This is a genomic window from Pseudomonas sp. GL-R-26 (assembly GCF_019947365.1).
Lineage (GTDB): Bacteria > Pseudomonadota > Gammaproteobacteria > Pseudomonadales > Pseudomonadaceae > Aquipseudomonas.
Map to the genome: position 1 here is coordinate 47864 of NZ_JAGYGI010000024.1, position 14237 is coordinate 62100.

At 60.7% G+C, this 14237-nt stretch carries 12 protein-coding genes; 9 read left to right on the forward strand and 3 right to left on the reverse strand.

What is annotated here, in order from left to right; translation table 11 throughout:
• Nucleotides 1–115: 115 nt before the first annotated feature.
• Nucleotides 116–1108 carry an NAD-dependent epimerase/dehydratase family protein gene (locus tag KGA96_RS22285; protein WP_046042146.1) on the reverse strand — a complete coding sequence of 331 codons (993 nt, stop codon included), beginning with the start codon at nt 1106–1108 and terminating at the stop codon, nt 116–118.
• 96 nt (nt 1109–1204) lie between these two features.
• Nucleotides 1205–2104 (reverse strand): LysR family transcriptional regulator ArgP, encoded by a 900-nt coding sequence (locus KGA96_RS22290; RefSeq protein WP_046042145.1) that lies wholly within the window; start codon nt 2102–2104, stop codon nt 1205–1207.
• A gap of 96 nt (nt 2105–2200) precedes the next feature.
• On the opposite strand from KGA96_RS22290, the gene KGA96_RS22295 reads away from it, so the two are divergent.
• From KGA96_RS22295 to KGA96_RS22305, 3 genes are all read left to right on the forward strand, one after another.
• Nucleotides 2201–2602, forward strand: a complete 402-nt coding sequence (locus KGA96_RS22295) for an ACT domain-containing protein (RefSeq protein ID WP_046042144.1) — start codon at nt 2201–2203, stop codon at nt 2600–2602.
• 6 nt (nt 2603–2608) lie between these two features.
• Nucleotides 2609–3211, forward strand: coding sequence for a LysE/ArgO family amino acid transporter (locus KGA96_RS22300; protein ID WP_046042143.1), 603 nt, complete (start codon nt 2609–2611; stop codon nt 3209–3211).
• A 164-nt stretch (nt 3212–3375) separates the two neighbouring features.
• Nucleotides 3376–3972, forward strand: a complete 597-nt coding sequence (locus KGA96_RS22305; protein WP_008022038.1) for a superoxide dismutase — start codon at nt 3376–3378, stop codon at nt 3970–3972.
• A 30-nt stretch (nt 3973–4002) separates the two neighbouring features.
• Here KGA96_RS22305 and KGA96_RS22310 read toward each other — a convergent pair whose 3' ends face one another.
• A complete protein-coding gene (locus KGA96_RS22310) occupies nt 4003–4236 on the reverse strand; it encodes a DUF6124 family protein (protein ID WP_046042142.1) in 234 nt (77 codons plus the stop codon).
• 1125 nt (nt 4237–5361) lie between these two features.
• On the opposite strand from KGA96_RS22310, the gene KGA96_RS22315 reads away from it, so the two are divergent.
• The 6 genes from KGA96_RS22315 to KGA96_RS22340 all read left to right on the forward strand — a co-directional run bounded on the left by KGA96_RS22315 (nt 5362) and on the right by KGA96_RS22340 (nt 14225).
• Entirely contained in the window at nt 5362–7413 is a 2052-nt protein-coding gene (locus KGA96_RS22315; protein WP_046042141.1) for a putative bifunctional diguanylate cyclase/phosphodiesterase, read from the forward strand.
• Between the two features lie 185 nt (nt 7414–7598).
• The gene (locus KGA96_RS22320) at nt 7599–8948 is read left to right on the forward strand and encodes an imelysin family protein (RefSeq protein ID WP_046042368.1); all 1350 of its coding nucleotides are present in this window, start codon (nt 7599–7601) and stop codon (nt 8946–8948) included.
• A 296-nt stretch (nt 8949–9244) separates the two neighbouring features.
• A complete protein-coding gene (locus KGA96_RS22325) occupies nt 9245–10672 on the forward strand; it encodes a di-heme oxidoredictase family protein (protein ID WP_223514986.1) in 1428 nt (475 codons plus the stop codon).
• Nucleotides 10673–10699: 27 nt separating this feature from the next.
• Entirely contained in the window at nt 10700–11764 is a 1065-nt protein-coding gene (locus tag KGA96_RS22330) for an imelysin family protein (RefSeq protein WP_046042139.1), read from the forward strand.
• A gap of 14 nt (nt 11765–11778) precedes the next feature.
• Nucleotides 11779–12879 carry a DUF1513 domain-containing protein gene (locus KGA96_RS22335; RefSeq protein ID WP_223514989.1) on the forward strand — a complete coding sequence of 367 codons (1101 nt, stop codon included), beginning with the start codon at nt 11779–11781 and terminating at the stop codon, nt 12877–12879.
• A 197-nt stretch (nt 12880–13076) separates the two neighbouring features.
• Nucleotides 13077–14225: an efflux RND transporter periplasmic adaptor subunit gene (locus tag KGA96_RS22340; protein ID WP_046042137.1), complete on the forward strand. Its 1149-nt coding sequence runs from the start codon at nt 13077–13079 to the stop codon at nt 14223–14225.
• The last annotated feature ends 12 nt before the right edge of the window (nt 14226–14237 follow it).

Genomic DNA, 14237 nt, shown 5'->3' on the forward strand with positions numbered 1-14237 from the left:
GAATCAACCTTAGTGAATCACATAGTGGCTTAATGCCGCGCAGTATAAACCCCACAGCCGCAACCATTGACCCCCAAGCCCGAATCCGGTTCAGTCAGGGATCGTTGTTCGAGCGTCAGCGAACAGCCTGGGCCTTCCACCAGCCACAGAATTCATCGAGCGCCGTCCAGAGACTGACCTTGGGATCGTAATCCAGATAATGCCGGGCGCGGCTGATGTCCAGGGTGAAATTTTTGTTCATGACCTGCATGCCCAGACGCGACAGCGTCGGCTCGGGGCGCCCCGGCCACAACTTGCACACGCCCTCGTTGAGCGCCGCCATGCTGTAGGCCAGGCCGTAGGAACGGTAGCGGGTGACCTGTGGGACTTCCATGTTGCGCATGACGTAATTAACCACGTCCCACAGGGGAATCGGCGTGCCGTTGCTGATGTTGTAGGCCTTGCCCAACGCGGAACCGCTGGCCAGCAAACTGCTGAGCAACGCCTCGTTAAGATTTTGCACGCTGGTGAAATCAACTTTGTTCAGACCGTTGCCGATGATTGCCAGGCGTCCCTTGCGCTGCATGTTCAGCAGACGCGGGAAGATGCTCATGTCTCCGGCCCCAGTGACGAAACGCGGGCGCAGGGCCAAGGTTTCGAGACCGAACTCCTGGGCACCGAAGACTTTTTGTTCGGCCAGGTACTTGGTGGCGGCGTAAGGGTGCTTAAAGTGTTTGGGCACCTGTTCTTCAGTCAGGCCCAGATGATCGCGACCATCGAAGTAGATCGACGGCGACGACAAATGCACCAGCCGCCGAACCCGTTGCTTCAGGCAGGCTTCGACCACGTTCTCGGTGACCTGGACGTTGCCCTGCTGGAAGTCCTGATAGCGGCCCCACAAACCGACGGCACCGGCGCAATGCACCACGGCCTCGACGTCCGAGCACAGCTCGCGCGCCAGTTCCGGGTCGCTCAAGTCACCCTGGATGAACTCGGCTCCCCGGCGTACCAGATGCTCCACGCTCTCGGCCCGGCGACCGTTGACCCGCACGTCCAGGCCCTGCTCCAGGGCAAAACGCGCAAAGCGCCCGCCGATGAAGCCGCTTGCGCCGGTAACCAGAATCTTCATGAATTGCTCCAACAAATGCAGCCACGAGCTTCAAGCTGCAAGCTGCAAGTTAAAAACGGTCCGCAAGCGCTTCACTTGCAGCTTGCAGCTTGACGCTTAAGGCTGCTTCCAAGGCACCAGCCATTGCTTCGATGCGCTGACTAATTGATCGGTGAGCAGCCCCAGCAACTGGCCGCCATTACGCCAATGATGCCAGTACAGAGGCACATCGATCGGCTTATCTGGCAGCAGCTCCTGCAATACCCCCCTTTCCAGTTGCTCGCGCACCTGCAGTTCCGGAACCAGACCCCAGCCCAGCCCGGCCTCCGTCAGACGAATGAAACCTTCGGAGGACGGGCACAAATGGTGTTCGAATCCACCCTCGACGCCGAGGGACGCGAGGTAGCGATGCTGCAGGAAATCGTCCGGGCCAAACACCAGCGCCGGGGTTCGGGCCAACTGATCGGCGCGTACGCCTTGCGGAAAATGCCGGGCAATGAACGCAGGGCTGGCCAGCGCACGGTAACGCATGGCCCCCAGCAACACGCTGCGCGCACCTGCCACCGGCCGCTCGCTGGCGCAAACGCAGGCCGCCACTTCACCGGCGCGCATGCGCTTGAGGCCGACGGTCTGGTCTTCGACCACCAGATCCATCAGCAGATGCTGTTCGGCGCAAAACTCGCCCACCGCCTGCGCCCACCAGGTGGCCAGGCTGTCGGCGTTCAGGGCGATCCGCAGGCGTTCCGGCAGGCCCTCTTCATCCAGCGCCGGCACCAGGCTTTGCAAATCCCGTTCAAGCAATCGCACCTGCTGCACGTGGTTGAGCAACCGTCGACCGATTTCCGTCGGCGTTGGCGGCGTGGCCCGCACCAGCACCGGCTGGCCAACCCGCGCTTCCAGCAACTTGATGCGCTGGGATATCGCCGATTGCGACAAGCCCAGCACTTGGGCCGCCCGTTCAAAACCAGCCTGTTCGACCACGGCGGCCAGGGCAGAAAGCAATTTATAGTCGAACATCAGTTTTCCTAATGAGCGATCAGCAAGATTGGTTTTTCTTATACAGCCTTCACAAGGACAATGACCAGCAAGAACTCTTGAACAAGGATCATCCACATGGCTGGCGAAACTTCATTGGCAACGCTGCTGCGCAGCATGAGCCCGCAACTCAACGCCGGCGAATACGTGTTCTGCACCTTGCGCGACGGCAAGTTGCCCAAGGATCTGGAGATTGTCGGCAGCTTCCGCGAGCAGGAAGGCCTGACCGTGATTCTCGAGCGTTCCCACGCCGAAAAAGCCGGATTCAGCTTCGACTACATCGCCGCCTGGATCACCTTGAACGTACATTCGGCCCTCGAAGCGGTCGGCCTGACCGCTGCATTCGCCACGGCGCTTGGCCAGGCAGGAATCAGCTGCAACGTGATTGCCGGCTACTACCACGACCATTTGTTTGTCGGCCAGGCCGACGCCGACCGAGCCCTGCTAGTGCTGCGGGATCTGGCAGCCAACGCGGAGTAAAAAATCATGTGGCAAAGTTATGTGAACGGGCTGCTCGTGGCCTTCGGCCTGATCATGGCGATCGGCACCCAGAATGCGTTTGTCCTGGCGCAAAGCCTGCGGCGTGAACATCACCTGCCGGTGGCGGCGCTCTGCGTGGCCTGCGACGCCCTGTTGGTGGCCGCCGGGGTATTCGGCCTGGCGACGGTGCTGGCGCAGAATCCGACGCTGTTGGCCATCGCCCGTTGGGGCGGCGCAGCGTTCCTGTTGTGGTACGGCAGCCAGGCACTGCGCCGCGCCTTTTCGAAACAGAGCCTTGAGCAAGGCGAAGGCCAAACCGTACGCTCGCTGCGGGCGGTCATGCTCAGCGCGCTGGCGGTGACCTTGCTCAATCCGCATGTCTATCTGGACACCGTTTTGCTGATCGGCTCCCTGGGCGCACAACAAACCGAGCCCGGCGCTTATGTCGTCGGCGCGGCCAGTGCCTCGCTGCTGTGGTTCTTCACCCTGGCGCTCGGTGCGGCATGGCTGGCACCGTGGCTCGCCCGGCCCAGCACCTGGCGAATACTCGATCTGTTGGTGGCTATGATGATGTTTGCCGTAGCGCTGCAGTTGATCGCGACCAGCTGATTCGCGGAACCTCTATTCCACACAGTTGTTGCGTGGTTATGCCGCCCCCCCGGTGCTATGATCCGACTCCCTGCGCCGCAAAGAGTACAAACTCCCCGGCGCTTGTCTGGCCGCCCGTGATCGGCCTTGCGCTCACCGCAACTGACCTGATTAGGAGAATCATCATGGCTTTCGAATTGCCGCCACTGCCGTACGCACACGATGCCCTGCAGCCGCACATCTCCAAGGAAACACTGGAGTTCCACCACGACAAGCACCACAACACCTACGTCGTGAACCTGAACAACCTGGTGCCAGGCACCGAGTTCGAAGGCAAGACCCTGGAAGAAATCGTCAAGACTTCCTCGGGCGGTATCTTCAACAACGCCGCTCAGGTCTGGAACCACACTTTCTACTGGAACTGCCTGGCGCCAAACGCCGGCGGTCAACCAACCGGCGCTCTGGCTGAAGCCATCAACGCGGCTTTCGGTTCGTTCGACAAGTTCAAGGAAGAGTTCAGCAAGACTTCCATCGGCACCTTCGGTTCCGGTTGGGGCTGGCTGGTGAAGAAGGCTGACGGTTCCCTGGCCCTGGCCAGCACCATCGGCGCCGGCAACCCGCTGACCAACGGCGACACCCCGCTGCTGACCTGCGACGTCTGGGAACACGCTTACTACATCGACTACCGCAACCTGCGTCCAAAGTATGTCGAAGCGTTCTGGAACCTGGTCAACTGGAAGTTCGTGGCTGAGCAGTTCGAAGGCAAAACCTTCACCGCTTAAGCTCGACGCCAGTCAAAAGAACCCGGCTTTTTAGCCGGGTTTAATGAGATGGTCAGCCTGACCGAGAAGCCCTGCAGGTTTACGCTTGCAGGGCTTTTCTCGTTTTCGGGCGAAATCACTCGCCATGACGTTGGCCGAAGCCAATGACTCACAAGCGTGGGCCAGCAGGGATTCGGTATCCATATCCGGGACGATCATGAACATGGTGTTGGGGGTGTAGGGTTTGGTGGTGTTGTAGGGGGGATCGGGGATTAATTTGTCCATAAAACCATTCCTCTAGCGCTGGGGCCACCACTAGCCGTTTCTCACGCGGTGAAGAGGTGGCAGCTATGTGCGAGGTGAGAAACCGGTATGGACACCCGGACCAGACCTAAGTCTGCCCGCACACAGCCGCCATGACGCATTTACAGACAGCGGACTAGCTGGCGGCGATTATGCGTGCACAGGTTCTGGATGACCATAAGTAGCCGGGTTCTCACACCCGATCGCTGAGTTTTCAGCGACAGCCAAAGGCTATTGAGTCCGCTTCCGACGGGCAACCTGAAAACTGCGTGGGAAACTTCTGGCGCTTTCCTACACCGCTCTAACTCGCAAAAACGTAACGCGGAGCGTCTCTGGCAGCATTCCCACGCGGGAGCGTGGGAACGATCAGCTTAGAGGCGTGGGAGATTGGTCGGCTGTCAGGCCGCCATCGCGAGCAAGCTCGCTCCCACAGAAAAGCAAAGGCAGACCAGCGTACACCCACGCTTCTCACCACTCATCAGGCCGAGCGTTAGCTCGCCTGCAGCTCTTGATCTTGATCCACCCGCCCCCTCGGCAGGCTGAGCGGAGGTGTTCATCCGGGGATTGGCGCGCAGCGCCGTTCGACGCAGTCGAACTCATTGCATAAAGGTCGAAGCGAAGCCGACCGGAGGGCAATGCCCCCGGATGAATACCGCAGCGAAGGAACCCCGAGCCTTAGCGAGGGGCCGTACGTAAGGGGCGAGACCTTTTGGTTACTTTTGGGGCGTTTGCCAAAAGTGACCCGCTGTAAGAGCGGAACCATAAGCCGCCGTTACCGAAGAAATGGATATGTCCCTCTCCGTTGAAATTCCAAAACAACCTACCGAATCCAAGGCATTTTCCGACGATGAAACAAGCCTTGCGGCCCTTGCTCCCCCGCCGCGGACGACTAACATCAACAAAAGGAAAATATCTCCACCCCCGCCCCTCAAGTTGAAGGACTCGACAACCGACACAGTACTAATAGGCTAACTCGCCAGGACAACTGCAAATCGGCCAAGCAGCAGGCAAAATCCCCCGAGGATGATTGTCCCTTTGACTGCCATCACGGGATTGCCAATACTCATGGCAACTTGATGCTACCCGCACGGAACAAGGAATAACCCTTTGAAGCTGGAACTCAAGAACAGCTTGTCGGTGAAGTTGCTCCGGGTCGTACTCCTGTCGGCATTGATCGTCGGCGTGGTCTTGAGCTGCGCGCAGATTGTGTTCGATGCCTATAAAACACGCCAGGCCGTCGCCAGCGATGCCGAACGCATCCTCGACATGTTTCGCGACCCTTCGACCCAGGCCGTCTATAGCCTGGACCGGGAAATGGGCATGCAGGTGATCGAAGGCCTGTTTCAGGACGAAGCCGTACGCCAGGCCTCCATCGGCCATCCCAACGAAGCCATGCTCGCGCAAAAAACCCGCGAATTGCAGCACTCCAACAGTCGCTGGCTGACCGACCTGATTCTTGGCAAGGAACGCACCTTCACCACCCAGCTGGTCGGCCGCGGGCCCTACAGCGAGTATTACGGCGACCTGAGCATCACTCTCGATACCGCCAACTACGGCCAAGGATTCATTGTCAGCTCGGTGATCATCTTCATCTCGGGCGTCCTGCGCGCACTCGCCATGGGGCTGGTGTTGTATCTGGTCTACCACTGGCTGCTGACCAAGCCGCTGTCGCGGATCATCGAGCACCTCACGGAAATCAATCCGGATCGTCCCAGCGAGCACAAGATCCCGCTGCTCAAGGGGCACGAGAACAACGAACTGGGCATCTGGATCAACACCGCCAACCAGTTGCTCGAATCCATCGAACGCAATACCCATCTGCGCCACGAAGCGGAAAACAGCCTGGTGCGCATGTCCCAGTACGATTTCCTGACGGGGCTGCCGAACCGGCAGCAATTGCAGCAGCAACTGGACAAGATCCTAATCGACGCCGGCAAGTTACAGCGCCGGGTCGCGGTGCTGTGTGTCGGTCTCGATGACTTCAAGGGCATCAACGAGCAGTTCAGCTACCAGACCGGCGACCAGTTGCTACTGGCCCTGGCCGATCGCCTACGCGGTCATAGCGGTCGCCTCGGCGCCCTCGCCCGCCTCGGTGGCGACCAGTTCGCCCTGGTCCAGGCCGATATCGAGCAGCCCTACGAAGCCGCCGAGCTGGCGCAAAGCATTCTCGATGACCTGGAAGCGGCGTTTGCCCTCGACCATCAGGAGATACGCCTGCGCGCCACCATCGGCATCACCCTGTTCCCCGAGGATGGCAACAGCACCGAGAAATTGCTGCAGAAGGCCGAGCAGACCATGACGCTGGCCAAGACCCGTTCGCGCAACCGCTATCAGTTCTATATCGCCAGCGTCGACACCGAAATGCGTCGCCGCCGCGAGCTGGAAAAAGACCTGCGCGATGCGTTGATCCGCAATCAGTTCTACCTCGTCTACCAACCGCAGATCAGCTATCGCGACAACCGCGTGGTGGGCGTCGAAGCCCTGATTCGCTGGCAACACCCCGAGCACGGTCTGGTGCCGCCGGACCTGTTCATCCCGCTGGCCGAACAGAACGGTACCATCATTGCCATCGGCGAATGGGTGCTGGACCAGGCCTGCAAACAACTGCGCGAGTGGCACGACCAGGGCTTCTCCGACCTGCGCATGGCGGTGAACCTGTCTACGGTTCAATTGCACCACGCCGAACTGCCACGGGTGGTCAACAATCTGCTGCAGATGTACCGCCTGCCACCGCGCAGCCTGGAGCTGGAAGTCACCGAAACCGGCCTGATGGAAGACATCAGCACCGCGGCCCAGCACTTGCTCAGCCTGCGCCGCTCCGGCGCGCTGATCGCCATCGACGACTTCGGAACCGGCTATTCGTCCTTGAGCTATCTCAAGAGCCTGCCGCTGGACAAGATCAAGATCGACAAGAGCTTCGTACAGGACCTGCTCGATGACGACGACGATGCGACCATCGTTCGCGCCATCATCCAACTGGGCAAGAGCCTGGGCATGCAGGTGATTGCCGAAGGTGTGGAAACCGCCGAGCAAGAGGCCTACATCATTTCCGAAGGCTGCCACGAAGGTCAGGGCTATCACTACAGCAAGCCTTTGCCGGCACGGGAGCTGGGCGTTTACCTCAAGCAGGCCCAACGCAGTAATGCGGCCATCCTCTGAATCGTCAAGAACCGCACGGCGGCGTTCAGCCGCTCGAGCGATCCCTTGATTTGCAGCAAACCATTCGCTGAATAAGAAATATTTACAGGTACAACCCTTTACACATAATGCGAAAGATTTGCATTATGTCGCAGTTTTGCGTGTGCATTGCACGACTCCACCTCTATCGAAGCAGGATGTTCGCCATGATTCGTATGCCTCTGGCTACCGCCAGTCTGTTGGCCATCGCTATTTCCCTCGCCGGTTGCGGCGAAGGTAAAGACCAAGAAAAAGCTGCCGCGCCAGCTGCCAGCACTGCGGCTGCCCCGGCTGCTCCAGCCGCTGTGCCTGCCGCTGCCGGTAAAGTCGACGAAGCCGCTGCCAAAGCCGTTGTCGCCCATTACGCCGACATCGTGTTCGCCGTCTACAGCGATGCCGAATCCACCGCGAAGACCCTGCAAACCGCCGTCGACGCCTTCCTCGCCAAGCCGAACGCCGACACCCTGAAAGCCGCCAAGGCTGCCTGGGTTGCCGCTCGCGTACCTTACCTGCAGAGTGAAGTGTTCCGCTTCGGCAACACCATCGTTGACGACTGGGAAGGTCAGCTGAACTCCTGGCCGCTGGACGAAGGCCTGATCGACTATGTCGACAAATCCTACGAACACGCCCTGGGCAACCCGGGTGCCACTGCCAACATCATCGCCAACACCGAAGTCCAGATCGGCGAAGACAAGGTCGATGTCAAAGACATCACCCCGGAAAAACTCGCCAGCCTGAACGAGCTGGGCGGTTCCGAGGCCAACGTCGCCACCGGCTACCACGCCATCGAATTCCTGCTCTGGGGCCAGGACCTGAACGGTACCGGCCCAGGTGCTGGCAACCGTCCGGCTTCGGACTACCTGGAAGGCAAAGGCGCTACCGGCGGTCACAACGATCGTCGTCGTGCCTACCTGAAGTCCGTGACTCAGCTGCTGGTCAGCGACCTGGAAGAAATGGTCGGTAACTGGAAGCCGAACGTGGCCGACAACTACCGCGCTACCCTGGAAGCAGAACCGGCTGAATCCGGCCTGCGCAAAATGCTGTTCGGCATGGGTAGTCTGTCCCTGGGCGAACTGGCGGGCGAGCGCATGAAGGTTTCCCTGGAAGCCAACTCCCCGGAAGACGAACAGGATTGCTTCAGCGACAACACCCACAACTCGCACTTCTACGATGCCAAGGGCATTCGTAACGTGTACCTGGGCGAATACACTCGCGTCGACGGCACCAAAATGACCGGCGCCAGCCTGTCGTCCCTGGTGGCCAAAGCCGACCCGACTGCCGACACCGCGCTCAAAGACGACCTGGCCGCCACCGAAGCCAAGATCCAGCTCATGGTTGATCACGCCAACAAGGGTGAGCACTACGACCAGTTGATCGCTGCCGGCAACACCGCGGGCAATCAGATCGTCCGTGACGCCATCGCGTCCCTGGTCAAGCAGACCGGTTCGATCGAAGCCGCCGCTGGCAAACTGGGCATCAACGACCTGAACCCGGACAACGCTGATCACGAATTCTGATCAACGCTGGCTGAGTGAGTAAAAAGGCGACCTTCGGGTCGCCTTTTTTACATCGGTTTTTAGGGTGATGCTGGAGGCCTCATCGCGGGCAAGCCCGCTCCCACAGGTTCTCTGGCGTTCACTGTCTCTGTGTACACCTTCAATCCCTGTGGGAGCGTGGCTTGCCCGCGATGGCTGCACCGCGGTCTCAAGTGAAAATCCTGTCCCACATCAAGCAAACGATAATTCCTCTTATTCAAATTCCCATCCCCTGTTAGACTTTGCGCCCTTGTTTTGCTCGTCTTGCAGGATGTCTGATGCCCTCGCTGCCTCTTCGCTTGTCCGCACTGTTTCTGGCCCTGGGCCTGAGTGCCTGCGATGACGCCCCGAAATTCACCCAGGCCGAACCCGGTGAAGCCCGCTCCGGCGGCAGTGCGACAGTGCGCAAGACCGATCAGAACGCGTTTTCCATGCCGTCGGCGAATCTGCCGCCGTCACGGCGTGTGGATTTCAGTGTCGGCAACAGCTTCTTCCGCAGCCCCTGGGTGATCGCGCCATCGACGACGACCGCTCGCGATGGCCTCGGCCCACTGTTCAACACCAATGCCTGCCAGGGCTGCCACATCAAGGACGGCCGCGGCCATCCGCCGACTCCCGACGATGTGAACGCCGTGTCGATGCTGGTACGCCTGTCGATTCCCGACGCCCCGGCGTATGCCAAGGTCATCGAACAGCTCGGCGTGGTGCCGGAGCCTGTCTACGGCGGCCAGTTCCAGGACATGGCCGTACCCGGCGTGGCCCCCGAAGGTAAAGTACGGGTCGACTACACCCCCGTGCCGGTTCGCTTCAAGGACGGCACCGAAGTCGAGTTGCGTAAACCGAGCCTGAACATCACCCAGCTGGGCTACGGCCCGATGCACCCCGAAACCCGTTTCTCGGCCCGCGTGGCGCCGCCGATGATTGGCCTGGGTCTGCTCGAAGCGATCCCCGAGGAGGCGATCCTGGCCAATGCCGAGGCACAGGCCAAGGCGAACAAAGGCATTGCAGGACGCCCGAACCAGGTCTGGGATGACGCCCAGCAAAAGACCGTTCTGGGACGATTTGGCTGGAAAGCCGGACAACCAAACCTCAATCAGCAGAATGTCCACGCGTTTTCGGGTGATATGGGGCTCACCACCAGCCTTAGACCCTTTGATGACTGCACGGACGCGCAAACGGCCTGCAAACAGGCACCCAGTGGCAACGGCCCGAATGACGAGCCGGAAGTCAGCGACAACATCCTGCGCCTGGTGCTGTTCTACAGCCGTAACCTCGCCGTACCCGCCCGCCGTGACGTCAACGCGCCAGAAGTGCTGGTCGGCAAGACTTTGTTTTATCAGGCCGGTTGCCAGTCCTGTCACACACCGAAATACACCACCGCCGCCAACGCCGCCGAACCTGAACTGGCCAATCAAGTGATTCGCCCGTACAGCGATCTGCTGTTGCATGACATGGGCGACGGCCTGGCCGACAACCGTACCGAGTTCCAGGCCAGCGGCCGCCAATGGCGTACCCCGCCGTTGTGGGGCATCGGCCTGACACAGGCGGTCAGCGGCCACACCCAGTTCCTGCACGACGGCCGCGCCCGCAACCTGCTCGAAGCCGTGCTCTGGCATGGCGGCGAGGCGACTGCGGCACAGCAACAGGTTTTGTCTTTCAATGCCGAGCAACGCGCTGCGCTGCTGGCGTTCCTGAATTCCCTTTAACACGCATTCCACTCGCGGGAGCCCGACATGTTCCGTCCCAAATTGTTGTTCACCAGCCTTGCCGCACTCGCCCTGGGCGCCTGTTCGCCCCAGGACCCGCAAGCGGTCACGTCGGCGGCCATCGCCAAGTCGGTGATCCTGCCGACCTACACCCGCTGGGTTGAAGCCGACCGTCAATTGGCGGTCAGCGCCCTCGCCTACTGCGAAGGCAAGGAAAACCTGGAAACCGCCCGTGCCGACTTCCTGCACGCGCAAAAAGCCTGGGCCGAGTTGCAACCGCTGCTGATCGGGCCATTGGCCGAAGGCAACCGTTCGTGGCAAGTGCAATTCTGGCCGGACAAGAAAAACCTGGTCGGCCGTCAGGTCGAGCAACTGGTCACCGCCCAACCGCAAATCGATGCCGCCGCCCTGGCCAAGTCCAGCGTTGTGGTACAGGGGCTCTCGGCGTACGAATACATTCTGTTCGACAGCAAGCCTGACGTGGCCAACGCTGAGCAGAAGAGCAAATACTGCCCGCTGCTGATCGCCATCGGCGAACGCCAGAAGCAATTGGCCGAAGAGATTCTGCAAACCTGGAACAACACCGACGGCATGCTCGCGCAAATGAGCAAATTCCCGAACCAGCGTTATGCGGACTCCCACGAAGCGATCGCCGATCTGCTACGCGTGCAAGTCACCGCCATCGACACCCTGAAGAAAAAACTCGGCACGCCGATGGGCCGCCAGACCAAGGGCGTGCCGCAACCGTTCCAGGCCGATGCATGGCGCAGCCAGGCGTCCCTGACCAGCCTGGAAGCCAGCCTCGCGGCCGCCAGGACCGTCTGGGAAGGTGTGGACAACAAAGGCCTGCGCGGCCTGTTGCCGAGCCAGCAGAAGCCGTTGGCCGACAAGATCGATGCGGCCTATGCCGCCTCGCTGAAACTGTTTGCCGGCAACCAGCGTTCGCTGACCGACATGCTCAATGACGAGGCCGGCCGCCAGCAACTCAACGAGCTGTATGACAGCCTCAACGTCGTCCATCGCCTGCACGAGGCCGATCTGGCCAAGGCATTGGGCATCCAACTGGGCTTCAACGCCAACGACGGTGACTGATGAGGGCCAGTTCCATGCTGCGACGCCAGGTTCTGACATTAGGTAGTTTGCTGCTGGGTGCAGTGACGCTGGGCGGCTGGAAGCTGTTCAAGCAAAAGGACCAGAGTCCGTTGTTGCTTTCGGCACGGGACGATACCGACGGCCAGCATTACGCCGTCGGTTATCGGCTCGATGGCACCCAGGTGTTCGCCACCCGGGTTGGCCAGCGTTGCCACGACATCATCAACCACCCGACACTCCCGATTGCACTGTTCGTCGCTCGCCGTCCGGGCACCGAGAGCTACCTGATCGACCTGCGCGACGGCACGCTCTTGCAAACCGTGGTGTCGCAGCCGAACCGACACTTCTACGGACACGCGGTTATTCACCACAGCGGCGACTGGCTGTACGCCACCGAAAACGACACTACCGACCCGGGTCGCGGCCTGCTCGGCGTGTATAGGTTCGAAGGCGAACGGCTGGTGCACAGCGGTGAGATTTCCACCCACGGCCTCGGTCCGCACCAAGTGTCGTGGATGCCCGATGGCGAAACCCTGGTGGTGGCCAACGGCGGGATTCGCACCGAGGCCGAAAGCCGGGTGGAGATGAACCTCAACGCCATGGAACCGAGCCTGGTCCTGATGCACCGCGACGGCACCCTGTTGAGCAAGGAAACCCTCGCCCAGCAAATGAACAGCGTGCGCCATCTGGCCATCGCCAGCGACGGCACCATCGTCGCCAGCCAGCAGTTCATGGGCGCGGCCCATGAGTCGTCAGAGTTGCTGGCGATCAAGCGGCCCGGTCAGCCCTTCGTCGCGTTCCCGGTGCCCGAGCACCAATTGCAGGCCATGGGGCACTACACCGCCAGCGTCGCGGTACACAGCGACTTGCGCCTGGTGGCGTTGACGGCACCACGGGGCAACCGCTTTTTCATCTGGGACCTGGACAGCGGTGAGGTACGCCTGGACGCGCCACTGCCCGATTGCGCCGGGGTCGGCGCCGTGGCCGATGGTTTTGTCGTGACCTCGGGCCAGGGACGCTGCCGCTACTACGACTGCCGCCAGACAAACCTCGTCGCAAAACCACTGGAGCTACCCGCAGGGCTCTGGGACAACCATCTGCATCTGATGGCCTGAATCATTGAAAAAATCGCCGCTTTGAGCCGCGCCTGCGGGATGACGTACACCCCGCAGGCGCGACCCGAGGCGGCGAATCTTTTCAGGCTTTCACCCCTCTAATACCTCACAACCTGTAAAAACGGCAGTTGGATTACCCTCTACACTCCCGGTAATGTGCCCCGCTGTCTCACCTGATTTTCTCCAAGGAACTGGATATGCTGCGTCGCCGCATGCTGATCATGTTGGGTGTTGTTCTACTGATTGTGCTGGTCCTGGCCGCGTACAAAGCCTTCTCGATCTACACGATGGTTCAAGGCTTCTCTGCGCCCAGACCGGCCATCAGCGTTGCCGTGGCCACCGCCACCGAGCGCCCATGGCAAGCCCGCCTGCCTACCGTTGGCACGCTCAAGGCATTGCAGGGCGTGGACCTGAGCCTGGAGACCGATGGCACCGTCATCGATGTCCAGTTCGAGTCAGGGCAGAAGGTCAAGGCCGGTCAACCCATCGTCCGGCTCGACAGCGCGGTGGAAAGTGCCTTGCTCGAAACCGCCCTGGCCGACCTCGGACTGGCCCAGCTGGACTACAACCGTGGCAGCCAGCTGGTGGGCAGCCAGGCGATTTCCAAAGGTGAGTTCGACCGACTCTCGGCGGTCCTGAAAAAGAGCAGGGCCACGGTCAATCAGCTCAAGGCCGCGCTCGAGAAAAAACGCATCATCGCGCCGTTCAGCGGCACCATCGGCATTCGTCAGGTGGACGTCGGCGACTATGTTGCCAGCGGCACCATGATCGCCACCCTGCAAGACCTCAGTAGCCTGTATGTCGACTTTTTCGTGCCCGAGCAGTCGGTACCGAAGATTGCGCTCGGCCAGCCAGTGAAGGTCGTTGTCGCGGCGTATCCAACCCTGGAGTACCCCGGCACCATCAGTGCAATCAACCCTAAGGTCGAGAACAGCACCCGTAACGTGCAGGTCCGCGCCACCCTGGCCAACCCCGATGGCAAGTTGATGCCGGGCATGTTCGCCAGCCTCCAGGTGCTCCTGCCCGACCCGCAGCCGCGCATCGTGGTGCCGGAAAGCGCGATTACCTACACGCTCTACGGCAACTCGGTGTATGTGGCCGTACCCAAGAAGGCCGAGGATGGCAGCCTGGTAAAGGACGACAAGGGCCAACCGGTGCTGATCGCCGAACGGCGTTTTGTCGAGACCGGCGAACGCCGCGACGGGCAAGTGATGATCACCAAAGGCGTGCAGAGCGGCGAGAAAGTGGTGACCGCCGGCCAGCTCAAACTGGATAACGGCTCACGCGTTGCCATCAGCGACGACAAGACCCTGGCCGGGCAGAACAGCCCGCCACGCGCGGACTGATCAAGGAATTCC